General features: G+C 61.3%; 16 protein-coding genes and 2 pseudogenes. 7 read left to right on the forward strand and 11 right to left on the reverse strand.

The window, feature by feature from the left end:
• Positions 1–42: 42 nt before the first annotated feature.
• The 3 genes and pseudogenes from MUM_RS0109295 to MUM_RS1000000134965 all read right to left on the reverse strand — a co-directional run.
• Positions 43–1,785 (reverse strand): potassium/proton antiporter, encoded by a 1,743-nt coding sequence (locus MUM_RS0109295; protein ID WP_008439183.1) that lies wholly within the window; start codon positions 1,783–1,785, stop codon positions 43–45.
• A gap of 231 nt (positions 1,786–2,016) precedes the next feature.
• Positions 2,017–2,889 carry a methyl-accepting chemotaxis protein gene (locus MUM_RS1000000134960; protein ID WP_405046157.1) on the reverse strand — a complete coding sequence of 291 codons (873 nt, stop codon included), beginning with the start codon at positions 2,887–2,889 and terminating at the stop codon, positions 2,017–2,019.
• A gap of 33 nt (positions 2,890–2,922) precedes the next feature.
• Positions 2,923–3,696 (reverse strand): annotated as a pseudogene (locus tag MUM_RS1000000134965) (MCP four helix bundle domain-containing protein); the annotation flags it as partial.
• 223 nt (positions 3,697–3,919) lie between these two features.
• Between MUM_RS1000000134965 and MUM_RS0109305 the strand changes: the two are divergent.
• Both MUM_RS0109305 and MUM_RS0109310 read left to right on the forward strand, forming a co-directional pair.
• Positions 3,920–4,150 carry a hypothetical protein gene (locus MUM_RS0109305; protein WP_010169256.1) on the forward strand — a complete coding sequence of 77 codons (231 nt, stop codon included), beginning with the start codon at positions 3,920–3,922 and terminating at the stop codon, positions 4,148–4,150.
• Complete coding sequence (locus tag MUM_RS0109310; protein WP_003209415.1) at positions 4,147–4,440, forward strand: cell division protein ZapA; 294 nt, start codon at positions 4,147–4,149, stop codon at positions 4,438–4,440. Before MUM_RS0109305 ends, MUM_RS0109310 begins: the two co-directional genes overlap by 4 nt.
• Here the strand turns inward: MUM_RS0109310 and MUM_RS0109315 are convergent.
• Complete coding sequence (locus tag MUM_RS0109315; RefSeq protein ID WP_010169259.1) at positions 4,437–6,239, reverse strand: acyl-CoA dehydrogenase; 1,803 nt, start codon at positions 6,237–6,239, stop codon at positions 4,437–4,439. The genes MUM_RS0109310 and MUM_RS0109315 overlap by 4 nt on opposite strands.
• A gap of 255 nt (positions 6,240–6,494) precedes the next feature.
• Positions 6,495–10,448, reverse strand: coding sequence for a trifunctional transcriptional regulator/proline dehydrogenase/L-glutamate gamma-semialdehyde dehydrogenase (gene putA / locus MUM_RS0109320; RefSeq protein WP_010169261.1), 3,954 nt, complete (start codon positions 10,446–10,448; stop codon positions 6,495–6,497).
• 29 nt (positions 10,449–10,477) lie between these two features.
• On the opposite strand from putA, the gene MUM_RS1000000134495 reads away from it, so the two are divergent.
• Positions 10,478–10,813: a hypothetical protein gene (locus tag MUM_RS1000000134495; protein WP_158000313.1), complete on the forward strand. Its 336-nt coding sequence runs from the start codon at positions 10,478–10,480 to the stop codon at positions 10,811–10,813.
• 94 nt (positions 10,814–10,907) lie between these two features.
• Positions 10,908–12,392, forward strand: a complete 1,485-nt coding sequence (gene putP, locus MUM_RS0109325; RefSeq protein WP_010169263.1) for a sodium/proline symporter PutP — start codon at positions 10,908–10,910, stop codon at positions 12,390–12,392.
• 69 nt (positions 12,393–12,461) lie between these two features.
• Here the strand turns inward: putP and MUM_RS0109330 are convergent, their stop codons facing one another.
• Entirely contained in the window at positions 12,462–12,956 is a 495-nt protein-coding gene (locus tag MUM_RS0109330) for a DUF2165 family protein (protein WP_010169265.1), read from the reverse strand.
• 188 nt (positions 12,957–13,144) lie between these two features.
• Here MUM_RS0109330 and MUM_RS0109335 point away from each other — a divergent pair, with 188 nt between their 5' ends.
• Together MUM_RS0109335 and MUM_RS0109340 are read left to right on the forward strand one after the other, a co-directional pair.
• Positions 13,145–15,166: a type VI secretion system Vgr family protein gene (locus tag MUM_RS0109335; RefSeq protein ID WP_010169267.1), complete on the forward strand. Its 2,022-nt coding sequence runs from the start codon at positions 13,145–13,147 to the stop codon at positions 15,164–15,166.
• Positions 15,163–15,876, forward strand: coding sequence for a DUF4123 domain-containing protein (locus tag MUM_RS0109340; protein WP_032881854.1), 714 nt, complete (start codon positions 15,163–15,165; stop codon positions 15,874–15,876). Before MUM_RS0109335 ends, MUM_RS0109340 begins: the two co-directional genes overlap by 4 nt.
• 36 nt (positions 15,877–15,912) lie before the next feature.
• On the opposite strand, the pseudogene MUM_RS1000000134720 reads toward MUM_RS0109340, so the two are convergent.
• Positions 15,913–16,059 (reverse strand): annotated as a pseudogene (locus MUM_RS1000000134720) (bifunctional O-acetylhomoserine aminocarboxypropyltransferase/cysteine synthase); the annotation flags it as partial.
• 71 nt (positions 16,060–16,130) lie between these two features.
• On the opposite strand from MUM_RS1000000134720, the gene MUM_RS0109345 reads away from it, so the two are divergent.
• Positions 16,131–16,967, forward strand: coding sequence for a 23S rRNA (adenine(2030)-N(6))-methyltransferase RlmJ (locus MUM_RS0109345; RefSeq protein ID WP_010169271.1), 837 nt, complete (start codon positions 16,131–16,133; stop codon positions 16,965–16,967).
• Between the two features lie 98 nt (positions 16,968–17,065).
• Here MUM_RS0109345 and msrA read toward each other — a convergent pair whose 3' ends face one another.
• The 4 genes from msrA to aceE form a co-directional block, all read right to left on the reverse strand.
• Entirely contained in the window at positions 17,066–17,713 is a 648-nt protein-coding gene (msrA, locus tag MUM_RS0109350; protein ID WP_010169273.1) for a peptide-methionine (S)-S-oxide reductase MsrA, read from the reverse strand.
• Between the two features lie 74 nt (positions 17,714–17,787).
• Positions 17,788–20,478, reverse strand: coding sequence for a putative bifunctional diguanylate cyclase/phosphodiesterase (locus tag MUM_RS0109355; protein ID WP_010169275.1), 2,691 nt, complete (start codon positions 20,476–20,478; stop codon positions 17,788–17,790).
• 315 nt (positions 20,479–20,793) lie between these two features.
• Entirely contained in the window at positions 20,794–22,446 is a 1,653-nt protein-coding gene (gene aceF / locus MUM_RS0109360) for a dihydrolipoyllysine-residue acetyltransferase (protein WP_010169276.1), read from the reverse strand.
• Between the two features lie 11 nt (positions 22,447–22,457).
• Complete coding sequence (aceE, locus tag MUM_RS0109365; RefSeq protein ID WP_010169277.1) at positions 22,458–25,103, reverse strand: pyruvate dehydrogenase (acetyl-transferring), homodimeric type; 2,646 nt, start codon at positions 25,101–25,103, stop codon at positions 22,458–22,460.
• Between the last annotated feature and the right edge of the window lie 180 nt (positions 25,104–25,283).

The raw sequence follows: 25,283 nt of genomic DNA on the forward strand, positions 1-25,283 counted from the left end.
AGCAAGGTGATAAATAGGGGGCGGGCGCCGTCGCCCCGCAGTTTAGAGGAAGAGTCCGGGGCCCGGGCGACTTCCTTCGGGGAATCTGACGCCGACTTTGCCGATCTTGTTCCCGTCCATGACCGCGACGGTCCAGATGGTGTTGTTCCATTCCACCTGGTCGCCGACCACTGGCGCACCGCCGACTTTCTGGGTGATGAAACGGCTCAGCGGCATGTCCGGGTCGATGCCTTCGAGCTTGAGCCCGTACAGCGCCGAAACCGCGCCCAGCTGGGCGTCGCCTTCCAGCACGAAGTCGCCGAAGAAACGCAGGTCGAGGCCGCGTTGTGGTGCCTGGCTGAACAGTTTGCCGAGGGCCGGCAGGTTGTGTTCATGGCCGATCACGCAGAGCAAATCGTCGACTTCCAGCACGGTACTACCCGACGGATGGAGCAGTTGCTGGCCACGAAACAGCGCGGCGATCCGCGTGCCTTCGGGCATTTTCAGCTCGCGCAGGGCCGCGCCGATGCACCATTTCTCGGCGCCCAGGCGGTAGACGAACAGCTCCCACTCGCTGGTGACGTGCACTTCCAGGGCCGCCCGGGAAATCGGCGCAGGCTCGGGCGGTACCGTCACTTTCAACAATTTGGCGACCCACGGCAGGCTCGTGCCCTGCACCAGCAACGACACCAGCACGATAAAGAACGCCAGGTTGAAGTACAGCTGTGCATGGGGCAGGCCGGCCATCAGCGGGAACACCGCCAGGATGATCGGTACCGCGCCGCGCAGGCCTACCCAGGCGATAAAGGCTTTTTCTCGACCATGGAAGGCTTTGAACGGCAGCAGGCCGACGATCACCGACAGCGGCCGTGCGAAGAGAATCATCCACAGCGCCAGGCCCAGGGCCGGCAGCGCAATGGGCAGCAGATCATGGGGCGTGACCAGCAGGCCCAGCACCAGGAACATGCCGATCTGTGCCAGCCAGGCCATGCCGTCGAGCATATGCAAAATGCCATGACGGCTGCGCACCGGGCGGTTGCCGATCACCAGGCCGCACAGGTACACGGCGAGGAAACCACTGCCGTGCAAGGCGTTGGTCAGGGCGAACACCACCAGGCCGCCGGAAATCACCAGGATCGGGTACAGGCCGTTGGCCAGGTTGATCCGGTTGACCATCTGCAGCATCAACCAGCCGCCGCCCAGGCCGATGATGCCGCCGATGCCGAACTCGCGGATCAGGTGGCCCAACAGGCTCCAGTGCAGGCCAGTCTGGCCGCTGGCGAGCATGTCGATCAGGGTGACGGTGAGGAACACCGCCATCGGGTCGTTGCTGCCGGATTCGATTTCCAGGCTGGCGGTGACCCGTTCGTTCAGGCCTTTGCCGCCCAGCAGCGAGAACACCGCTGCGGCGTCCGTGGAGCCGACGATGGCGCCGATCAGCAGGCCTTGAATGATGTTGAGGTTGAACAGCCAGGCGGCTGCCATGCCGGTGAGGCCGGTGGTGATCAGCACCCCGACCGTCGCCAGGGACAACGCAGGCCAGAGGGCTACACGGAAACTGGCTACCCGCGTTCGCAGTCCGCCGTCGAGCAGGATCACGGCCAGGGCGAGGTTGCCCACGAGGTAGGCAGTCGGGTAGTTATCGAAGATGATGCCGCCGCCGTCGACGCCGGCGATCATGCCCACGGCCAGGATGATCACCAGGATCGGAATCCCCAGGCGGGACGAAAGAGAACTCACCAGAATGCTCGCACCTACCAGCAACGCGCCGATCAAGAACAGGCTGTTGATGGTCGTCGCATTCAAAGGCAGTACTCCATGAGCAGGAAAGACGAGGCGCAAACTGACCATGCAGTCTGCGTGCCAGCGATTCTAACCTGTTGAATTGCTGTGCTGTCAAAAAAGGTGTTGGGGATGTACACGGGTCAAATGTGGGAGCTGGCTTGCCTGCGATTGCGGTGTGTCAGTCACTGGAGATCGTGGCTGTCAGATTGCTATCGCAGGCAAGCCAGCTCCCACAAGGGTCGCTGGTGTCAGTTAAAGCCTGAACCGCCCCACCATCCCGTTCAAATCCACCGCCAACCGCGACAGCTCGCTGCTCGCCGCACTGGTCTGGCTGGCGCCGGTGGCCGATTGCACCGACAAATCGCGAATGTTCACCAGGTTGCGATCCACTTCCCGCGCCACTTGTGCCTGCTCTTCAGCGGCACTGGCGATCACCAGGTTGCGCTCGTTGATTTCAACGATGGCGGTATTGATCGTATCCAGCGACATCCCCGCGCCCTTGGCGATGTTCAACGTCGACTCTGCACGCTCCGTGCTGTTGCGCATCGAATCCACGGCGTGCTCGGTGCCGGCCTGAATGCTGCCGATCATCCGCTCGATTTCGCTGGTGGACTGCTGGGTGCGATGAGCCAGGGCCCGCACTTCATCCGCCACCACCGCAAAACCACGCCCGGCTTCACCGGCGCGCGCCGCTTCAATCGCCGCGTTCAAGGCCAGCAGGTTGGTCTGGTCCGCCAGGCCGCGAATCACGTCCAGCACCTTGCCGATGTCCCGGGATTCTTCCGCCAGGTTGCCGATCAGGGTGGCAGTGGCTTGCACGTCGCTGCTCATGCGTTCGATGGCGCTGACGGTTTCCTGCACCAAGTCACGGCCATCGCCCGCAGACGAAGTGGCGTTCTTCGAGGCTTCGGAAGTGCTGACCGCATTGCGAGCCACTTCTTCAACCGCGCTGGTCATCTCGTTCACCGCCGTGGCGGCCTGTTCGATTTCGTTGTTTTGCTGGGTCAGGCCACGGGCGCTTTCGTCGGTCACGGCGTTCAGCTCTTCCGCGGCGGAGGCCAGTTGGGTGGCCGAGCCGGAAATGCGCTGCAAGGTGTCCTTCAACTTGTCCTGCATCTTGGCCATCGCCAACAGCAGCCGGCCGGCTTCGTCGTTGCCTTCCACCTTGATCGGGCGCGTCAGGTTGCCTTCGGCGATTTCCTCGGCGGCGTCCAGGGCCTGGGCGATCGGCTGGGTGATGCTGCGGGTCAGCAGCCAGGCGAACAGCATGGTCAACGCAGTGGCCAGGATCAGCAGGATCACCACCAGCTCAAACGCCAGGTCGTACTGGTCGGCAGCTTGCTGGTTGGTGGCCAGGGCCATCTTGTTGTTGATGTCCAGCAGGCGGTTCAAGACGGCGTTGACCTGATCCGAGTTGTTCAGCAGCTCGGTGTTCAGCAGCGTGCGCAGTTCTTCCACCTGATTGGCCCGGGACAGGCTCTTCATGCGCTCTTCGATCTGATGGTACTGGGCCAGCAGACGCACGTATTCATCATAGGCAGCACGTTCCTCGCTGCTGTCGATCAGCTTCTCGTAGACCGCCTGGGCCGTACGAATCTGCTGATTGCGCACGTCAAACGACTCAAGGGTTTTTTGCTGGACGTCGGGCTCGCGGTTGGTCAGCAGGCGATAGGACAGTACCCGCAGGCGCAGGGTCAGTTGGGTGAATTCGTCCAGGGCGCGAATGCTTGGCACGCTGCTCAGGGTGATGTCTTCCGTCGCCGCGCGAATCTTGCTCATCTGGTTCAACGCGAACACGCCGAGAAACAACATCAGCGCACCAATCAACGCGAAGCCGAGGAAGGCTCGCGGCGCGATATTCATATTACGAAGAGACATGCTGTGATCCTGGGGAGAAGCGCGATCCATGCGGGGTTTGGGCGGGGTGTCCATGACCTATCGGTCATACGACTAAAGTCTTGAGGGGGTGCGCGCTTTTGTCGCAGAGTGGGGCGGCCCGACGGGATTCAGGAACCAGATGCCATAAATGCAGTCACTAAGGCTCGAAAGCGTGGCCTGCCCCATGAAATCAAGGCCCCGCGCCAGGGATAACCCTGGCATCCGAGGTGAATTTTCTTTATCGTCACCGCCCTTTGAAAAAGCCCGAGAAATCAAAATGTTAGAAGCATCCCTCAGCCAATTGGAACAACTGGTCAGCGACCTGGTACAGCAGAACCAGGATCTGCTGGGCACCAACGAATCCCTCAAGGCCGAACTGGCTCGCGCCAAGGATGAAAACGACAGCTTGCAGCTGAACCTGATGGAACAGGAAGAAAAGCAGGGCGCTACCGCTGCCCGTATCCAGGCGTTGGTTGAGCGTGTGAGCGCAGGTCCTGTCGGCGCATGAATGAAGGGATAAAGGTCGTTTCGATTCTCGGTGAGGATTACTCGATCAAGGCGCCGGAGGGGGAAGACAACACCCTGATGAGCGCCGTGACGATGCTCAAGGCATCCCTGGCCACCACCAAGAAAAAGTACCCGACGCTGATCGGTGACAAGCTATTGGTGCTGGCGGCGCTGAACCTGTGCGCCGAGCAGATCGAAATGCAAAAGCATCACCAGCAGGAACTCGACCGTTACCAAGAGCAAGTCAGCGCCACGGTCGAGGTGATTTCCAAGGCGATCGGAACGCCTTAGAACCACTCATCCTGCATCCCCAGGCACGTGTCATCGCGTGCCTCGAGAATCGCCAGTTCATGATGGCAGCCCGGTATTTCCCACGTCAGGAAGTACCGGGCGGCCTGGAGCTTGCCCTTATAGAAGGCGACATCGGCAGCATTGCCTTTGGCCAGCCCTTCCTCGGCGCGAATCGCCTGCTCCAGCCAGCGCCAGCCAATCACCGTATGCCCAAACACTTTCAGGTACAGCGCCGAATTCGCCAGGCTGCTGTTGACCTTGCCCTGGGCGAGATCCGTCAGCAGGCCGAGGGTGACGCTTTGCAGGCGTGCCACTAACTGTTCCAGCGGTTCCCGCAAGGCGGTCAGCGACGGGTATTCCTGTGCCCGCGCGCCGGTCTCGGCGATCAGGCGAATCAGTTGTTTCAAACCCGCGCCGCCGTTCTGCGCCAGTTTGCGACCCAATAGATCCAGCGACTGAATGCCGTGGGTGCCTTCATGGATCGGGTTCAGGCGGTTGTCGCGGTAGTACTGCTCCACCGGGTACTCGCGGGTGTAGCCGTGACCGCCGAGGATCTGGATCGCCAGTTCGTTGGCCTTGAGGCAAAACTCCGACGGCCAGGATTTGACGATCGGCGTCAGCAGGTCCAGCAGTTCGTGCGCCTGTTTGCGCGCCGCTTCGGTTTCCAGGGTGGTGGTGTCGTCGAACAGGCGAGCAGCGTACAGGCCGAGGTCAAAGGCGCCTTCCACGTAGGCTTTTTGCGTCAACAGCATGCGCTTGATATCGGCGTGCTGGATGATCGACACCGGCGCGGTGTTCGGGTCCTTGCTGTCGGGCAGGCGGCCTTGCGGACGTTCGCGGGCGTACTCCAGGGAATACAGGTAGCCCGCGTAACCCAGCATCACCGCGCCCATGCCGACGCCGATCCGCGCTTCGTTCATCATCTGGAACATGCAGCTCAGGCCCTGGTGCGGCTTGCCCACCAGATAGCCGACGCAGTCACCGTTATCGCCGAAATTCAGCGCGGTCGAGGTGGTGCCGCGCCAGCCCATCTTGTGAAACAGCCCGGCCAGCAGGACATCGTTGCGTTTGCCCAGGCTGCCGTCGTCGTTGACCAGGAATTTGGGCACGATAAACAGCGAAATGCCCTTCACCCCGGCGGGTGCGTCCGGCAGCTTGGCCAGCACCATGTGCACGATGTTCTCCGACAGCGGGTGATCGCCGCCGGAAATGAAAATCTTGTTGCCCTTGAGGCGATAGCTGCCGTCAGCCGCCGGCTCTGCGCGGGTACGAATATCCGACAGCGATGAGCCTGCATGGGGCTCGGTCAGGGCCATGGTGCCGAAGAAACGCCCTTCGATCATCGGTTGCAGGAAGCGTTGTTTCTGCTCTTCGGTGCCGAAGCTTTCGATCAGGTTGGCGGCGCCCATGGTCAGGAACGGGTAGGACGTAGACGCGGCGTTGGCTGACTGGAAGTGCGCGAAACAGGCTTGGGAGAGCAGGGTTGGCAGCTGCATGCCACCGGCTTCGAAACTGCGGGCGGCGTTAAGGAAGCCGGCTTCAAGGAAGGCGTCCACGGCCGGTTTCACTTCAGGAATCAGAATCGCCTGACCGTTCTCGTAGCGTGGCTCGTTCTCGTCGCCCTTGCGGTTATGCGGGGCGAAATACTTCTCGGCAATGCTGCGGGCGGTGCCGATGGCGGCGTCGAAGGTTTCGCGGTTGTGTTCGGCAAACCGCTCGCGCTGGGTCAGGCCCTCGGCATCGAGGACTTCGTACAGCTCGAAAGCCAGATTGCGGGAACTGAGCAGCGTCTCGGACATGGCGGCTTACCTGTGTGGGAATGGGCCTGAGTCTAAGTGCGCAAATAGAGGCTGGATAGCAAGATTGATCTGGGTGATGGAGGGGCCAAACAACAGCGGTGAGTTGCAAACACGGTCAGTGTGGGAGCTTTTGTGGGAGCCGGGCTTGCCCGCGATGTAGGCACCTCGATGTGTCAGATACACCGAGGTGATGCCATCGCAGGCAAGCCAGCTCCCACATAAGCCAGCTCCCACATTTTGACCGCGTTCCGTCAGTTAGCCGATCGTCATCAGGCTGGCGTTACCACCCGCCGCAGCGGTGTTGACGCTCAACGCGCGCTCGATCACCAGGCGCTCCAGGGCAATCCCGGTTTCGCCCGAAGACAAGCCGTGAACCCCGACAATCGCCCCGCCACGCTTGGCCACTTGCTGGCAAACCCCGCGCAGTTGGTCGGAATCGCCGTGATGCAGTACGGCATCAAACACGGTTTCATCCTTGGTCCAGTCAGCCACTCGCGTGATCTTCGCCTGAATCTCCTTCGGCAAGCGTGGGAACGCGGCCTTGGTCAATTCAGTGTCCGGCCATACCGCCGAGCTGCCGACTGCCAGTACGGCAGCCAGTTGCGTCAGCAGGTCGCCTTCCACTTCCGCCAGGCACAACACGTGCTCGCGGGGCAGGATGGCGTAGCTGTTGCGCTCGCCGGTCGGGCCGGCCAGTTGGCGGGTGATACCGCTTTGGGATTGCGCGGCGAACTGTACGCACAGGGCGCTCAAGTCGCTGAGCTTGTTGCTGTCGGCCCAGGCTTGCAGGGCGGTCAGCGGCTTGCTCATGGCGTCCCGCAGGCGAACATCCGGTGCGGCCAGTGCATCACCGCGAACGAAGGATTGCTCGATGGCATCCGTAGGACGAGTCGACAGCAGGCGGTACAGATACAGCGGGCCGCCAGCTTTCGGGCCGGTCCCCGACAAACCTTCGCCGCCGAACGGCTGCACGCCCACCACGGCACCCACGATGTTACGGTTCACGTAGACGTTCCCGGCATGGACGTTGTCGATCACCTTGGCGATGGTCTCGTCGATACGGGTGTGCACGCCCAGGGTCAGGCCGTAGCCGGAAGCGTTGATCTGGCCGATAAGCTGGTCGATCTCTTTACGCTTGTAGCGCACCACGTGCAGCACCGGGCCGAAGATCTCCCGCTGCAGTTCGTCGAAGCTTTCCAGCTCGATCAGGGTTGGCATCACGAAGGTGCCGCGCTTGACCTCTTCGCTGTCGGCAATGGCGACCTGGTAAACGTTGCGGCCTTTGTCGCGCATGGCCTGGATGTGTTTCTCGATGCCGGCCTTGGCTTCGGCGTCGATCACCGGGCCGATATCCACCGACAGGCGCTCCGGGTTGCCGAGGCGGCATTCAGCCATCGCCCCTTTGAGCATTTCGATCACACGATCAGCAGAGTCTTCCTGCAAGCACAGGACGCGCAGGGCCGAGCAGCGCTGGCCGGCACTGTCGAAGGCCGAGGACACTACGTCGATCACGACTTGTTCGGTCAGCGCCGAGGAATCGACGATCATCGCGTTCTGGCCGCCGGTCTCGGCGATCAGCGGAATCGGGCGACCCTGTGCGTCCAGGCGACCGGCGACGTTGCGTTGCAGCAGGCGCGCCACTTCGGTGGAGCCGGTGAACATCACGCCTTTGACGCGATCATCGCCCACCAGGCGCGCACCGACGGTTTCGCCCTGGCCCGGCAGCAGTTGCAGTACGCCTTCCGGAATCCCGGCTTCCAGCAGCAGGCGCACGGCTTGTGCGGCTACCAGCGGCGTTTGCTCGGCAGGCTTGGCCAATACCGGGTTACCTGCGGCCAGTGCAGCGGCGACCTGGCCACTGAAGATTGCCAGCGGGAAGTTCCACGGGCTGATGCACACCACCGGACCCAGTGGGCGGTGGGCGTCGTTGGTGAAATCGTTACGGGCCTGCACTGCGTAGTAACGCAGAAAGTCCACGGCTTCACGCACTTCGGCGATGGCGTTGGCGAAGGTCTTGCCAGCTTCGCGGGCCAGCAGGCCCATCAGCGGCTGGATCTCGCCTTCCATCAAGTCGGCGGCACGTTCCAGGATCGCGGCGCGTTCGGCGGGCGGGGTGGCCTGCCAGATGGGCGCGGCTTTCAAGGCGCACTGGATAGCGTTGTCGACGTCTTCGACGGTGGCTTCCTGTACGTGGCCGACCACGTCACGCAGGTCGGACGGGTTCAGCACCGGCGTAGCGGCTTCATTGCTGGAGGCGCAACCGAGCATCGGTGCGGCTTTCCAGTTGTTATGCGCGGTCGCCAGCAAGGCGCAGGACAGCGACGCCAAACGATGTTCGTTGGCCAGGTCGATGCCGGCCGAGTTGGCGCGCTCGGCACCATACAGGTCGCGGGGCAGCGGGATACGCGGGTGCGGCAGGCCGAAGCCGCCTTCCAGCGTCGCCATCTGCTCGATGCTGGCCACTGGATCGGCCACCAGTTCCTGGATCGAGATGGATTGATCGGCGATGCGGTTGACGAACGAGGTGTTGGCGCCGTTTTCCAGCAGGCGACGCACCAGGTAGGCCAGCAATGTTTCGTGGGTGCCGACCGGTGCGTACACGCGGCACGGACGGTTCAGCTTGCCTTCGGAGACTTTGCCTACAACCTGCTCGTACAGCGGTTCACCCATGCCGTGCAGGCACTGGAACTCGTACTGGCCGGGGTAATAGTTCTGACCGGCGATGTGGTAGATCGCCGACAGCGTGTGGGCGTTGTGGGTCGCGAACTGCGGGTAGATAACTTCCGGTACCGAGAGCAGTTTGCGTGCGCAGGCAATGTAGGAAACGTCGGTGTACACCTTGCGGGTGTACACCGGGTAGCCTTCCAGGCCTTCGACCTGGGCGCGCTTGATTTCGCTGTCCCAGTACGCGCCTTTTACCAGGCGGATCATCAGGCGATGGCGGCTGCGGCGCGCCAGGTCGATCACGTAGTCGATCACATACGGGCAACGCTTCTGGTAAGCCTGGATCACGAAGCCGATGCCGTTCCAGCCGGTCAGTTGCGGCTCGAAGCACAGGCGTTCCAGCAAGTCGAGGGACAGCTCCAGGCGGTCGGCTTCTTCGGCGTCGATGTTCAAGCCGATGTCGTATTGCTTGGCCAGCAGCGTCAGGGACAGCAGGCGCGGGTACAACTCGTCCATCACACGCTCGTACTGCGCACGGCTGTAACGCGGATGCAGGGCAGAAAGCTTGATGGAAATGCCCGGGCCTTCATATATCCCACGGCCGTGGGACGCTTTGCCGATCGAGTGGATGGCTTGTTCGTACGACGCCAGGTACTTCTGGGCGTCGTGTTCGGTGAGTGCGGCTTCACCGAGCATGTCGTAGGAATAGCGGAAGCCCTTGGCTTCGAACTTGCTCGCATTGGCCAGGGCTTCGGCGATGGTTTCGCCGGTGACGAACTGCTCGCCCATCAGGCGCATGGCCATGTCGACGCCCTTGCGGATCATCGGCTCGCCGCTCTTGCCGATGATGCGGCTCAGGGACGACGTCAGGCCGGCCTCATTATGGGTGGCGACCAGCTTGCCGGTCAGCAGCAGGCCCCAGGTGGCGGCGTTGACGAACAGCGACGGGCTGTTGCCCAAGTGCGGGTGCCAGTTGCCGGTGCTGATCTTGTCGCGGATCAGTGCGTCGCGGGTGCCTTTGTCCGGGATGCGCAGCAGCGCTTCGGCGAGGCACATCAGCGCTACACCTTCCTGGGACGAAAGAGAGAATTCTTGCAGCAAGCCCTGGACGATGCCTGCACGGCCGCCGGCGCTTTTCTGATTGCGCAGTTTTTCGGCGATCGACGACGCGAGCTTGTTGGTGGCCTCGGCCATTGCCGCCGGCAGGCGAGCCTGCTCGATCAGCATCGGCACCACTTCCGGTTCCGGGCGGCGGTAAGCGGCGGTGATCGAAGCGCGCAGTACGGATTGCGGCAGGATGCTCTCGGCGAACTCGAGGAAGCACTGGTGGGCGTGGTCGGTCTGGACCTCGCCGGCTTCTTCTGCGTCCTTGCTGCCCAAGCCGTTGAGCTCGGCCAGGGTTGCACCACCCTCGAGTTTCTCCAGGTAATTGAAAATCGCCTGCTTGATCAGCCAGTGCGGCGTGCGATCAATGGAGGTCGCGGCTGCCTTAAGGCGCTCGCGGGTCGGGTCGTCAAGTTTGACCCCAAGGGTGGTCGTAGCCATCTTTTTATCCTCATGGGTGCCACTACCGCGTGGCATCAGCTGGCGGCAAGATTAGCTTTGCGCCGAGAGAGGTGCAACCGGGTGCAACCCTTTTTATCCATGATTTTTTTGATGCTGATCGGGAAAAATTATCGCCGCAGCCGAATCGGCTGCGCCTTGGTGCAATTGGTTCTGACTTTGGCTGCGCTTGCTCCGAAAAGGAGCAAAAACAGGGCGTTTTGCGGGAAAAACATCAAGGTGCAACTTATTCTCAAGAAACTGGTTGCACCTTATTTACTTTGTTGAATAGCATTCGCGCCCAAGGTGCAACCGTCTTACGGAAGGTTCATCGGCTGATGGCTTTCCTGGGGAAACGTCAGTCATAAATGCGCGGCGCCGGGTTTCGTCTATCCACTTGCTGAGTGGGTGGCCGTCCTGACAGACCGCCGCTACATAAAAACAATGCCAGGGCGTAACTCAATGAGCGTAAGTAATCCTACCCTGATCACATTTGTGATCTATATCGCTGCCATGGTGCTGATCGGCTTTATGGCCTATCGCTCCACCAACAACCTTTCCGACTACATTCTGGGCGGTCGCAGCCTCGGCAGCGTGGTCACCGCGCTCTCGGCCGGCGCCTCGGACATGAGCGGCTGGTTGCTGATGGGTTTGCCCGGCGCGATCTACATGTCTGGCCTGTCGGAAAGCTGGATCGCCATCGGCCTGATCGTCGGTGCCTACCTGAACTGGCTGTTTGTAGCCGGCCGCCTGCGGGTGCAGACCGAGCACAACGGCGACGCCCTGACCCTGCCGGATTACTTCTCCAGCCGCTTCGAAGATAAAAGCGGCCTGCTGCGGATCATCTCTGCGGTGGTGATCCTGGTGTTCTTCACCATTTACTGCGCTTCCGGCATCGTGGCCGGTGCCCGCCTGTTTGAAAGCACCTTCGGCATGTCCTACGAGACCGCGCTGTGGGCCGGTGCTGCCGCGACTATTGCCTACACCTTCGTCGGTGGGTTCCTGGCGGTGAGCTGGACCGACACCGTGCAAGCCACGCTGATGATCTTCGCCCTGCTGCTCACGCCGATCATCGTGCTGCTGGCCACCGGCGGCGTCGACACCACTTTCCTGGCGATCGAAGCGCAGAACCCTGACAACTTCAACATGCTGAAAAACACCACCTTCATCGGCATCATTTCGCTGATGGGCTGGGGCCTGGGCTACTTCGGCCAGCCGCACATCCTTGCGCGCTTCATGGCGGCGGATTCGGTGAAGTCGATTGCCAATGCGCGCCGCATCTCCATGACCTGGATGATCCTGTGCCTGGGCGGCACCGTGGCCGTGGGCTTCTTCGGTATCGCCTACTTCTCGGCGCACCCGGAAGTCGCAGGCCCCGTGACCGAGAACCACGAGCGTGTGTTCATCGAGCTGGCCAAGCTGCTGTTCAATCCGTGGATTGCCGGTGTGTTGCTGTCGGCCATTCTGGCCGCGGTAATGAGTACTTTGAGCTGCCAGTTGCTGGTGTGCTCGAGCGCCCTGACCGAAGACTTCTACAAAACCTTCCTGCGTAAAAATGCTTCCCAGGTTGAACTGGTGTGGGTCGGCCGTGCCATGGTGTTGCTGGTGGCGCTGATTGCCATCGCCATGGCCGCCAACCCGGAAAACCGCGTACTGGGCCTGGTGAGCTACGCCTGGGCGGGCTTCGGCGCTGCGTTCGGTCCGGTGGTACTGATCTCTGTGCTGTGGAAAGGCATGACGCGCAATGGCGCGCTGGCCGGCATCCTGGTAGGTGCGATCACCGTGATCGTGTGGAAGCACTTCAGCCTGCTGGGCCTGTACGAAATCATCCCGGGCTTCATCTTCGCGAGCCTGGCGATCTACTTCGTGAGCAAGCTGGGCGCGCCGACTGCCGGCATGGTTCAGCGTTTTGATGCAGCCGAGGCGGATTACAACCTCAACAAGTAATTGGCGGGGGCTTGAAGGCCCGCTGAACTGAAAACGGCCCGCCTGCGGGCCGTTTTTTATGGGCGTGATTCAGTCGCGATCTGCGTCCGGCTGATTCAGGAAAATCAACACGCCCAGGATCGCCATATAAAACTTGAACGCCGCTTCCTGACCGTTCCACTGATGGGATTGCCACATCAGGAACCACTCGCCGCCGATCACCATAAAGCCGAAAAACCACACGACAAAACCGAGGGTCAGGCCCGCGACTGCGCATTTCTTTGCGCGGTTGAATTCGGTGCCGGTGGCACGACGAGCTCGCCACAACGCGAGCGCGCCTCGTGCCAGCAACACGGCCGTCAGTGCTTCACCCGCAATGATCAGCCAATACGCGCCGTGCCATAGCCATGGGGTGGTGATGGCGCGATACATCGCGGCGTTGCCGGGGAAGGTGGTGTCCATGCTCAGCACATGTTTGACGAAGGCAAAGTTGGAGCCGTAGTCGGTGATGTTGCTGAAGGCGACGAGTGTGGCGAAGGCTGCCAGGGCAAGGGTCAGGACGATTTTTGCGTAGCGGGTGGCCATGTTTTTTCCATTGTCATGGGGCGATGGGGGATGAATACGCTAGCACGCTGGTGGTAGGGCTTCGACGCCGGATACATGAAAATTAAAGCGCCTGCGACGTAGGGATTTACTGATTTGCCTGCAGCGCACTCAGCTCGGCAAAAAGCTGGTGCAGAATCGGTCGCCCACTACTTGCAGAGAAACACCGGATGTTCGCTCCTGCCAATCAAAGTGCCTTTACCCTGACCCTCGACGGTATGCCCAGTGATCTCAAGGTTTTTGAGTTCACGGGCAGCGAAGCCATCAGCGAGCCTTATCGCTTTGACCTTGAACTGGTCAGCGAGCAGCCGGACCTTGACCTTGAGAGCCTGCTGCACCGTCAGGCTTTCCTGGGCTTTGATGCCCAGGGGCATGGCGTTCACGGCCAGATCTACCGCGTTGCCCAAGGTGATTCCGGCAGGCGGCTAACGCGTTACCAGATCAGCCTGGTGCCCCGGTTGGCATACCTGCAACACAGCAGTCACCAGCGAATGTTCCAGCACCTGAGCGTGCCGCAGATCATCAAGCAGGTGTTGGAGGGGCAGGGTATCCACGGGGATGCTTTCGAATTCCGGTTGGGCGGTGTGTATCCCGTGCGCGAGTACTGCGTGCAGTTCGGTGAAAGCGATTTGGGGTTTATCCAGCGGCTGTGTGCCGAGCAGGGGATTCACTATCATTTCCAGCACAGCCCCGACGGTCACCTGTTGGTGTTTGGTGATGACCAGGCGGTATTCGCCCAGGGCGAGCAGCCAACCGACTATGCACCGGGCTCCGGAATGGTCGCCGACACGCCGGTGATCAAGCGTTTTTCGGTGCGCCTGGAGACACGTACGACAGGCGTAAACCTGCGCGATTACGACTTTCGCAAACCGCGTCTGCAGCTGGAAAGCGAAGTGCTGGGTGAGCAGCTTCCTTCCCTGGAAGATCACGATTATCCCGGACATTTTACTGACCGCCCCCATGGCAAACACTTGGCCCAACGGACCCTTGAGCGGCACCGCCGCGATTATCGCCAGGCCCATGGCAGTGGCGATCAACCGGCGTTGGTCAGTGGTCAGTTTTTCCAGCTGGCAGCGCATCCGCGTGATGAATGGAATGACCTGTGGCTGGTGACGCATGTCACCCATACCGGCAAGCAGCCGCAAGTGCTCGAAGAGTATGTGGGCGATGGGGGGCTCCAGGGCTATGGCAACACCTTCGTCGCCACACCTTGGGACACTGTGTTTCGACCCACACTACCGCCGCCACGTACACCGATATCCGGCTACCAGAACGCTGTGGTCACCGGGCCGGAAGGCAGTGAAATCCATTGCGACGAATACGGCCGGGTCAAGGTGCAACTGGCCTGGGATCGCGCCGGGGAGCACAACGAACATTCCAGTTGCTGGTTGCGGGTAGCCAGCGGCTGGGCCCACGAGCATTACGGCGCGGTGTTGATCCCGCGAGTGGGCATGGAAGTGCTGGTGGGTTTCGTTGACGGTGACGCCGATACGCCGTTGGTGGTCGGCTGCCTGGCCAATGCGGCGACGCCGGTGCCGCTGGACCTGCCGGCCGACAAGACCCGCAGCATCTTCCGTAGCCAGACCAGTCCCGGCGGCGGTGGCTACAACGAGCTGCGCATCGAGGACCGCAAGGGCGCCGAGGAAATCTACCTGCGCGCCCAGCGCAACTGGACCCAGCACGTACTCCACGACCAGCACGTGCAGGTCGATAACCAGCGCAACGTGATCGTCAAAGGCCTCGATCGTCACGAGCTTCAGGGTGAAGAACGGCGCACGACCCACGGCAACCGCCTGACCGAACTCAAGCAGGACGATCACCTGATGATCGCCGGCTCGCAGCAGCTGCGTGCCGGTCTGACGATTAACATTGGCGCGGGACAAAGCGTCGTTATCGACGCGGGCGCCAGCGTGACCCTCCAGGCCGGAGGGCAGTGGCTCAACGTGTCGGCGGGCGGGATTTTCAGCAGTGTTCCGATCCAGCTGGGCGGGGCGCCAGCACCGGCGGGGTCGCCGCTGATGCCAGGGCTACAGGAAAAGCTGCTGGCGGTAATTCCGGCACCCCTGAGTGCCGTGCAAGTGCTCAGCTTGAAACGCGGTGCGCCCTTTTGTGAGGAGTGCGAGCGTTGCCGGAATGGCGTGTGCAATACGCCTCTGCATCGCAGTGCATCGTTGGCTGGAGGTGCACCATGATTTCTCCTGGGCAGTGGCTTGAGTCTGCGCCATTGCAGGCGGGTGAGCAGTTGTTTGCGGTATTGGGCAATGCCAGTGACTGCAAGCCGCTTGAAGCGTGGCGTCGTTCCGATGGTCGCGCGCTCAGTCCGATCTGGGCGGGTAGCGAGTATGCGGCGTGGGAAGAGGTCATGCCCTACGTTGCGGTGGTTGCCGCTGACAGTGCTTTTCTGGAATGGGCTACCAAATGTGAAGGTACCGATTGGGGTTGGCTGGCGGTGTCGTCCTGTTCTCTGCAAACCGTTGCCGAGCATCTGCGCAGCCTGACCAAGGTGCTGTTGCCGGAGGGGCAGGCGGTGTTTTTTCGCTTTTGGGATGGTGCCTACACGTTGCGTGTTTTGCAGGCGCTCGGGCCTGGGGCGCGGGAATTGCTCCCTGTATTCAGCCGCTACTGGATCAATGGTTGCCAGCATGAGGTTGCGGTCACGACGCCCGGAGCGGCAAAGCCCAGCCCGTGGTGGCAAGTACCGCCGCAGGTTCTCCAGTACCTGAGTGAGCAATCGAGCGTCACGCGGGTGGACAACCTGCTGCAATGGCTGGAAGAGCAGCGCCCGGACCTGCACAGCGCTTTTGCGCTGGCGACCTTGAAACACAAGGTCGCTCACTTTGTACGCCGGCCGGATGTCAGCCATCAGGCGCTGGCCGCGTGGCTGGTCTCGGAGTTGGGTTGAAGCCAGGGACTGCTGCAAGTCCTCGGTCAGGTCTTCAATGGCCTCTACAGGGCCGAATTTCTCGGTGTAGACCACGCCGTGATAGGCCGGCTCGGGCTGGTTGAGGCCGTGGAATTTCTCCGGGTATTGCGTCCAGGGGAAGGTGCCACTGTCGACGATCACGCCACCCAGCGAGTTGCCATGGGCCCGCTCACCACAGCCCTGCACCTTTGCCCGCGTAAAAGGTAAACTTCGCCCCCTGCGCAGGAGCAACCATGAATTATCGTCACGCCTTTCACGCCGGCAACCACGCCGATGTCTTCAAACACCTGACCTTGACCCGCCTCATCGCCCTGATGTCGCGCAAGGAGCAGCCGTTTGCCTATCTCGATACCCACGCCGGCATCGGTCTGTACGACCTGCAGGGCGACCAGGCAAACCGCACCGGTGAATACCTGGAAGGCATCGCACGCCTGTGGGGCCGGGCCGACCTGCCGCCCTTGACCGCTGACTACATGCGCGTGCTGCACGAGATGAACCCCGATGGCGAGTTGCGCTACTACCCGGGCTCACCGGAGCTGGCACGGCGCCTGACGCGGCCTCAGGACCGTGTGTTGCTCAACGAGAAGCACCCGGAAGACGGCCTGCTGCTCAAGGACAACATGAAGGGCGACCGTCGGGTGAAAGTCCACCTTGGTGAAGGCTGGCACGTGCCACGGGCGCTGCTGCCGGTGCCGGAAAAGCGCGCGCTGATGCTGATTGACCCGCCGTTCGAAAAGCTCGACGAGATGCAGCGCTGCGCCGCGTCCCTCAAAGAAGCCGTGAGCCGGATGCGCCAGACAGTGGCCGCGATCTGGTACCCGGTGAAAGACCAGCGCATGCTGCGTCGCTTCTACCAGGACCTGGCCGGCACCGGTGCGCCGAAGTTGCTGCGAGTGGAATTGCTGGTGCATCCGCTGGACACGCCGAACACCCTGACGGGCTCGGGTTTGGCGATTGCCAATCCGCCGTGGGGGCTGGAGGAAGAATTGCGTGAGCTGCTGCCATGGTTGTCCAAGCAGCTTGGGCAAACCCAGGGTGGGTGGCAGATGGATTGGCTGATCGCCGAATAGTTGTATCGTTTGCTGGATCGCTATCGCGGGCAAGCCTGGCTCCCACATTGGAACGCATTCCAATGTGGGAGCCAGGCTTGCCCGCGATGCTTTTGGCGTCAGATCGGGCAGGTCACGCCTGTGCCGCCAATCCCGCAGTAGCCCTGGGGATTTTTCGCCAGGTACTGCTGGTGGTACGCCTCGGCGAAGTACACCGTCGGCGCTTCTTCGATTTCCGTGGTGATGGTGCCCAGGCCCGCCTTGGTCAGTTCATTCTGATACGCCTGTGCACTGGCCTTCGCTGCCTCCAGGTGCTCCGGCTTGACCGCATAGATCACCGAACGGTACTGGCTGCCGATGTCATTCCCCTGGCGCATGCCCTGGGTCGGGTTGTGCAGTTCCCAGAACATTTTCAGCAGCTCTTCGTAGCTGATCTTGTCCTGGTCAAACACCACCAACACCACTTCGCTGTGGCCGGTCAGGCCCGAGCAGACTTCTTCGTACGTCGGGTTCGGCGTGTAGCCGCCGGCATAACCCACCACCGTGCTGACCACGCCGTCACGCTGCCAGAAGCGCCGCTCTGCGCCCCAGAAGCAACCCAGGCCGAAGATCGCAAACTCTACGTTGTCGACAAACGGGCCGAGCAGCGGGTTGCCGTTGACGAAGTGCGTCTCGGGTAGGGACATTGGGGTTTCACGGCCAGGCAAAGCTTGATCTTGAGTGGGGAGCACGTTTTTGTTCACCAGAATTTCCGAGCGCAAGACCATGATCAGTCCTCTCAGTCAGATTGAGTTACAGATAAGAATTCAGACTGCCAGTGTGCCCGAGTGTTACAGCGCTGTCAGGCGATTGGCCCGCGAGGATAGCGTTTAAGCATCTTCAACAACTCTGACCCCGGGATTGGCCGGTCGAACAGGTAGCCCTGGCCGACGTCGCAACGGTGGCGGCGCAGGAACGCCAGCTGTTCGGCGGTCTCGATGCCTTCGGCCACGACCTTGAGCTTGAGGTTGTGGGCCATGGCGATCACCGCCGAGGTGATTTCCATGTCGTCCTGGTTGTCCGGGATTTCATGAATGAAGCTGCGATCAATCTTGATGATGTCGATCGGGAATTTCTTCAGGTAGCTCAGCGACGAGTAACCGGTGCCGAAGTCATCCATGGCCAGGGTCAAGCCAAAGCTCTTCAGTTGGTCCAGTTGCAGGCGTGTGTCTTCGGTGGCTTCCAGCAGCAGGCCTTCGGTCAGCTCCAGCTCCAGCAGGTTGGCCGGTAACTGTTCTTCCTTGAGGATCGCGGCAATCGAGGCCACCAGGTCCGGGTCGGAAAACTGCTTGGGCGACAGGTTGATCGCCACCTGCAAGTTGCCCATGCCGGCGGAGGTCAGTTGCCGGCTCATGCGGCAGGCCTGGCGGGCGATCCATTTGCCGATGGGGATGATCAATCCGGTCTCTTCAGCCACGCTGATGAATTGATCAGGGCGGATCATGCCTTTTTCCGGGTGGTTCCAGCGCAACAGCGCTTCCATGCCCAGCAGGCGGCCGCTGCGCAGGCACAGCTTGGGCTGGTAGAACACGTCCAGCTCGTTCTGGGTCAGGGCGCGACGCAGGTTGTTTTCCACGAACAGCTTGTAGCTGGCTTCGGCGTTCAGTGCTTCGGTAAACACCTGAACCTGGTGTTTGCCGTTGGCCTTGGCCTTGTGCAGCGCCAGGCCTGCGTTACGCATCAGGGTTTGCGGGTCGCGGCCATGCAGGGGCGCGCAGGCCAGGCCCACGGAGCCGGTGACACTGATCAACTGGTTGTCGACGAACATGGGCTTGTCGAGGGTGGCCAGCAACTGGCTGGCGACCTGCTGGCCACTCTCAAGGTCCGTATCGTCCAGCAGCACGGCAAATTCGTTACTGGCAAACCGCGCCAGGCTGCCGCTGGCGCTCAGGCTGTTGCGCAGGCGCCGGGCCAGGCTGATCAGCAGTTTGTCACCGGTCTGGTGGCCAAGGCTGTCATTGATCCGCTTGAAGTTGTCGATGTCTACCAGCAGCAGGCTGATGGGGCTGTCGCTGTCCCGGGCAAAACGTTCGTCCAGGTTGCGGATGAATGCAGGCCGGTTGCCCAGGTTGGTCAGGTTGTCGGTGTAGGCCAGGCGTTCGATGCGTTGCTGGGCCAGCTTGGTCTGGGTGATGTCTTCGTAGATGCCGATGTAATGCGTCAGCTCACGGTTGTCGCCATAGACCTTGGAGATCGAGAGCTGGCCCCAGTAGGGTTCCAGGTTTTTGCGCCGGCTCTTGAATTCACCTTGCCAGCTGTTGCTCTTGGCCAGGCTTGAAGGCGCATCGAACAGCAGCTCACTCAGGTTCTCCAGCGCCGGCAGTTCCGACAGCAGGTGGCCGTGGACTTCTTCGGTGCTGTACTGGGTGATCGCGGTAAAGCTGGGGTTGACGTACTCCACCACACCGTCGCAATTGACCAGCAGGAACGCGTTGGCGCTTTGCTCCACGGCCCGCTGGAACAAGTGCAGGGCGCTGGTGGCAGTGCGGCGGTTGTGGTTGTTGATGACCTGGGCGAACTGGTCGGCCAACTCGCCGGCAAACGCGATTTCATCGGACTGCCAGGCGCGGGTGCTGCCGCTTTGCTCCAGGCACAATACGCCGACCACGTTGCCATCGACGCGAATGCTCGCATCGAGCATGGCGTGGATGTCCCGGGGGCGCAGGCTCTCGGCCATCTCCCGGGTGCGCGGGTCACGCATGGCGTTGGTGGCGTCGATGGCGCGGCTGGTTTGCAGGGCTTCCAGGTAATCCGGGAAGCCGCTGGCGTCGATAGTCTCGGGTAAGTGGTGTTGCTGATCGTCGCGGTGGTAGGCGGAAATCGGCACCAGGTGCTGGTTTTCGAGGTTCCAGATGCTGGCGCAGTCAATCTGGTAGATATCGCAGGCACTGCGGGTAATCAGTTCGGCGGCTTCTTGCAGCGAATTGTTGGTGCTGTAGCGCTGGCGGGCCAGCAGCAGGATCAGCTCCTGCTGGGCGCGCACCCGCTCAAGGTGTTGCAGTTGTTCCTGCTGGGCGCGCTGGTTGAGTTCCAGGGCGATCTGCAGGCGGCTGTTCTGGCTTTCCAGATCTGCCGCCGGGGCCACCGGGATATCGCTGAACAGGCCGTCGACCACCATCAGGTAGCCGCGCAGCAGGTGGCGGTTGTGTTGTTTGTAGGCCTCGCCCAGTTCCAGCAGGCTCAGCGGGCCGTCATTGGTGTGCAAGGTGTAGCGCACCAGGTAATGCGGGCTGACGGTCAGCTGTTCCTGAATCGCATCATGCAGCTGATAGCGTGCCTGGGGCTCCATCAGGCTGGCGTACGGCGAGCCGATCAGGGCGCACAGTTCCACCGCGGGCAGGCCGAACTGGCGTTCGCAATTGGGGTCGAGGTACAGCAGGGCCCAGCTTGCCTCATTAAGCCGCTCGAAACGCAGCATACCGAGGCGCGAAGGCACCGGTAATTGCGTCACTACCTCGGCCGCCGTACGGGCGACATCGGGTTGGCTTTTCATGGGGAAACTCGCTTGGAAAAATGCGCATCGCGCCGGGCTCACGCCCTCTTTACTGTTGCCTGCGGCAAGGTTGCATCATGCAGCACGGGCTGACAAGAGAGGATGAAGGCTAAGTGCTATAAGTGTGTTATCGGCCAGCGAGCGGTTTTCTGCAACCGGGGTGATGGGCGGTGTACAACCTAAAATTTCGTGTCCAACTTTTGTGCGAAAAGCAGGCAAAAAAAGCCCCGCCAGTTGGCGGGGTTGAGGTACGAGCGTGGCGCTCGGAAATCGGTGAAGCCAGGTCTTCTGCACGGGCAGAAGACCTGTTGAGGCTTAAAGCAGGATGGTGCGGATGTCGTTCAGCAACTGGCTCAGGCGCTGAGTGAAGCGTGCAGCCGCGGCGCCGTTGATCACACGGTGATCGTAGGACAGCGACAGTGGCAGCATCAGCTTCGGCTGGAACGCTTTACCGTCCCATACAGGCTGGATGGTGGCCTTGGAAACACCGAGGATCGCCACTTCCGGCGCGTTGACGATTGGCGTGAAGCCAGTACCACCAATGTGCCCGAGGCTGGAGATGGTGAAGCAAGCGCCTTGCATGTCGTCCGGGGTGAGCTTCTTGTCGCGGGCCTTGGCAGCCAGTGCGGCAGCCTCAGCGGCAAGCTGCAGCAGGCTCTTCTGGTCGACGTTCTTGATGACCGGTACCAGCAGGCCATCCGGCGTGTCGACGGCAAAGCCGATGTGCACGTACTTCTTGCGAATGATCGCCTTGCCGCTAGGCGCCAGCGAGCTGTTGAAGTCTGGCAGTTCCTTGAGCAGATGTGCGCAAGCCTTGAGCAGCAGTGGCAGCACGGTCAGTTTCACGCCAGCCTTCTCGGCGACGGCTTTCTGCGCAACGCGGAAAGCTTCCAGGTCGGTAATGTCGGCCTGGTCGAACTGAGTCACGTGCGGGATGTTCAGCCAGCTGGCGTGCAGGCCGGCCGCACCGATTTGCATCAGGCGGGTCATCGGCACTTCTTCGATTTCGCCGAAGCGGCTGAAGTCGACGGTGCGGATCGGCGGAATGCCCGAGCCACCGGTAGCAGCGCCGGCAGCCGGAGCTTCCTTGGCCTTCTGCATCATGGATTTGACGTAAACCTGCACGTCTTCCTTCAGCACGCGACCGTGAGGACCGCTGGCAGTGACCGCGCTCAGCTCGACGCCGAATTCACGGGCCAGTTGGCGCACGGCAGGGCCGGCATGAACCTTGGCACCGCTTGGCGCAGGTGCAGCCGCCGGGGCTGGAGCAGCCTCGGCTTTTGCAGCAGGCGCAGGGGCGGCGGCAGCCGGTGCGGCTTCAGCCTTGGCAGCCGGAGCAGCGGCGGCCGGAGCGGCAGCAGCAGGCGCAGCAGCGCCCGCCACTTTCAGCTTGAGGATGAAGTCACCAGTACCGACTTCGTCTTCCAGCTTCACGGCAATGCTTTCCACCACACCGGCAGCCGGCGAAGGGATTTCCATGGAGGCCTTGTCGGACTCCAGGGTGATCAGCGACTGGTCGGCTTCGACGGTGTCGCCGACTTTAACCAGCAGCTCGATGATCTTGGCCTTGCCCGACGAACCGATGTCCGGAACATGAATGTCCTGGACGGTAGCGGCGGCAGCAGGAGCAGGTGCAGCAGCCGGGGCCGCTGGGGCCTCGGCAGCAGCGGCAGGCTTTTCAGCGGCAGCCGGGGCAGCAGCAGGAGCGGCCGCCGCAGGGGCCGCATCAGCGGCGCCTTCGATTTCCAGCTCAAGCAGTTCGTCGCCTTCTTTCAGGCGGTCGCCCAGCTTCACTTTCAGGCTTTTGACCACGCCGGCCTTGGGAGCAGGGATTTCCATGCTCGCCTTGTCCGATTCCAGGGTCAGGATGCTCTGGTCGGCTTCGACGGTGTCGCCGACCTTCACAAACAGTTCAATTACTTCACCTTCACCGCTGCCGATGTCAGGTACGCGAATGAGTTCGCTCACAGAAAGTCTCCTCAGCAGTCCAGTGGGTTGCGTTTTTCCGGGTTGATCCCGAACTTGACGATAGCGTCTGCTACCACCTTGGGTTCGATTTCACCACGGTCAGCCAAGGCTTCCAGGGCTGCCAACACCACGAAATGACGGTCGACTTCGAAGAAGTGACGCAGCTTCTTGCGGCTGTCACTACGGCCGAAACCGTCGGTGCCCAGGACTTTGAATTCCTTGGACGGTACCCACTGACGAATTTGTTCAGCAAACAGTTTCATGTAGTCGGTAGAGGCGATCACCGGACCTTTACGGCCAGCCAGGCACTCTTCAACGTAGGTGCGCGCAGGCTTCTGGCCCGGGTGCAGACGGTTGCTGCGCTCTACGGCCAGGCCGTCGCGGCGCAGTTCGTTGAAGCTGGTAACGCTCCATACGTCAGCGCCGACGTTGAACTCTTCACGCAGGATCTTCGCAGCTTCACGCACTTCGCGCAGGATGGTGCCGGAGCCCATCAGTTGCACGTGGTGAGCGGCTTCCTTGGTGTCTTCTTCGAGCAGGTACATGCCCTTGATGATGCCTTCCTCGACACCGGCCGGCATGGCTGGCTGCTGGTAGGACTCGTTCATCACGGTGATGTAGTAGAAAACGTCCTGCTGCTCTTCGGTCATCTTCTTCATGCCGTCCTGGATGATCACCGCCAGCTCATAGCCGTAGGTTGGATCAAAGGTGCGGCAGTTCGGGATGGTCCCCGCCAGGATGTGGCTGTGGCCGTCTTCGTGTTGCAGGCCTTCACCGTTCAGCGTGGTCCGGCCGGCAGTACCGCCGATCAGGAAGCCACGGGTACGGCTGTCGCCTGCCGCCCAAGCCAGGTCGCCAATACGCTGGAAACCGAACATCGAGTAGAAGATGTAGAACGGCAGCATCGGCTGGTTGTGGCTGGAGTACGAAGTACCGGCAGCGATGAAGGAGCTCATGGCGCCCGCTTCGTTGATGCCTTCTTCGAGGATCTGGCCCTTCTTGTCTTCCTTGTAGAACATCACTTGGTCTTTATCGACTGGCTCGTAGAGCTGGCCGACGGAGGAGTAGATGCCCAACTGACGGAACATGCCTTCCATACCGAAGGTACGGGCTTCGTCCGGGATGATCGGCACGATACGCGAACCGATTTCCTTGTCCTTGACCAGCTGCGCGAGGATCCGCACGAAGGCCATGGTGGTGGAGATTTCACGGTCGCCCGAGCCGTCCAGGATAGCCTTGAGGGTATCCAGTGGCGGTGTAGGGATGTCGAAAGACTTGGCGCGGCGCTGCGGTACGAAACCGCCCAGTGCAGTGCGACGCTCGCTGAGGTAGCGGGCTTCGGCGCTGTTTGGCTCCGGCTTGAAGAACGGCAGGTTCTCCAGCTCTTCGTCCTTGACCGGGATGTCGAAGCGGTCGCGGAACAACTTCAGGCTGTCGACGTCGACTTTCTTGGTGTTGTGCGCAGTGTTTTTCGCTTCGCCGGCACCGGTGCCATAACCCTTGATGGTCTTGGCCAGGATGACGGTCGGTTGTTCTTTGTGGTTGACCGCTTCGTGGTACGCCGCGTAGACCTTGTACGGGTCGTGGCCGCCACGGTTGAGTTTCCAGATCTCGTCGTCGGACAGGTCTGCAACCATTGCCTTGAGTTCAGGCGTGTTGAAGAAGTGTTCACGCACGAACGCGCCGTCTTTGGCTTTGTAGTTCTGGTACTCGCCGTCGATGACTTCGTCCATGCGACGTTGCAGGATACCGTCGACGTCTTTGGCCAGCAGTGGGTCCCAGAAACGGCCCCAGATGACTTTGGTCACGTTCCACTGAGCACCACGGAACACACCTTCGAGTTCCTGGATGATCTTGCCGTTGCCGCGAACCGGGCCGTCGAGGCGCTGCAGGTTGCAGTTGATGACGAAGATCAGGTTGTCCAGCTTCTCGCGGCCAGCCAGGGAGATGGCGCCCAGGGATTCTGGCTCGTCACACTCGCCGTCGCCCAGGAAGCACCAGACTTTCTGCTTGCCTTCAGGGATGAAGCCGCGGGCTTCCAGGTACTTCATGAAGCGTGCCTGGTAGATCGCCTGGATCGGGCCAAGGCCCATGGATACCGTCGGGAACTGCCAGAAATCAGGCATCAGCCAAGGGTGCGGATAGGACGAGAGGCCCTGGCCGTCGACTTCCTGGCGGAAGTTGTTCATTTGTTCTTCGGTGATGCGGCCTTCCATGAACGCGCGGGCGTAGACGCCTGGCGAGGTGTGGCCCTGGAAGTAGATCAGGTCGCCGCCGTGTTCGTCGGTCGGGGCCTGGAAGAAGTAGTTGAAGCCGATGTCATACAGGGTTGCGCTGGAAGCGAAGCTGGAGATGTGACCGCCCAGGTCAGAATCTTTCAAGTTCGTGCGCATTACCATCGCCATGGCGTTCCAGCGTACCAGCGAGCGAATGCGGCGTTCCATGAACAGGTCGCCAGGCATGCGTGCTTCGTGGGTAACTGGGATGGTGTTGCGGTATGGCGTGGTGATGGCGTAGGGCAGTTGCGAGCCGCTGCGGGTCGCGAGTTCGCCCATACGGGTCATCAGGTAGTGAGCACGGTCTTCGCCTTCTTTGTCGAGAACCGATTCCAGGGCGTCCAGCCATTCCTGGGTTTCGACGGGATCGAGGTCTTGCATGGCTTGCTCCAGGGCGGAAAGGCTACCAGAATCGGTTGCCTGAAGTTTGCGACTGGCCTTGTGGGCAGACGACATAAATTCTTGGATGGCCGAAGGTTGCTTCGGCGTCCTGTAGTTTTACTACAAATCGTCGGCCATTTCAGCCTTTCGAATGTATATACGAGTAGTAAAACTACACAA

The sequence above is a fragment of the Pseudomonas sp. PAMC 25886 genome, from assembly GCF_000242655.1.
Lineage (GTDB): Bacteria > Pseudomonadota > Gammaproteobacteria > Pseudomonadales > Pseudomonadaceae > Aquipseudomonas.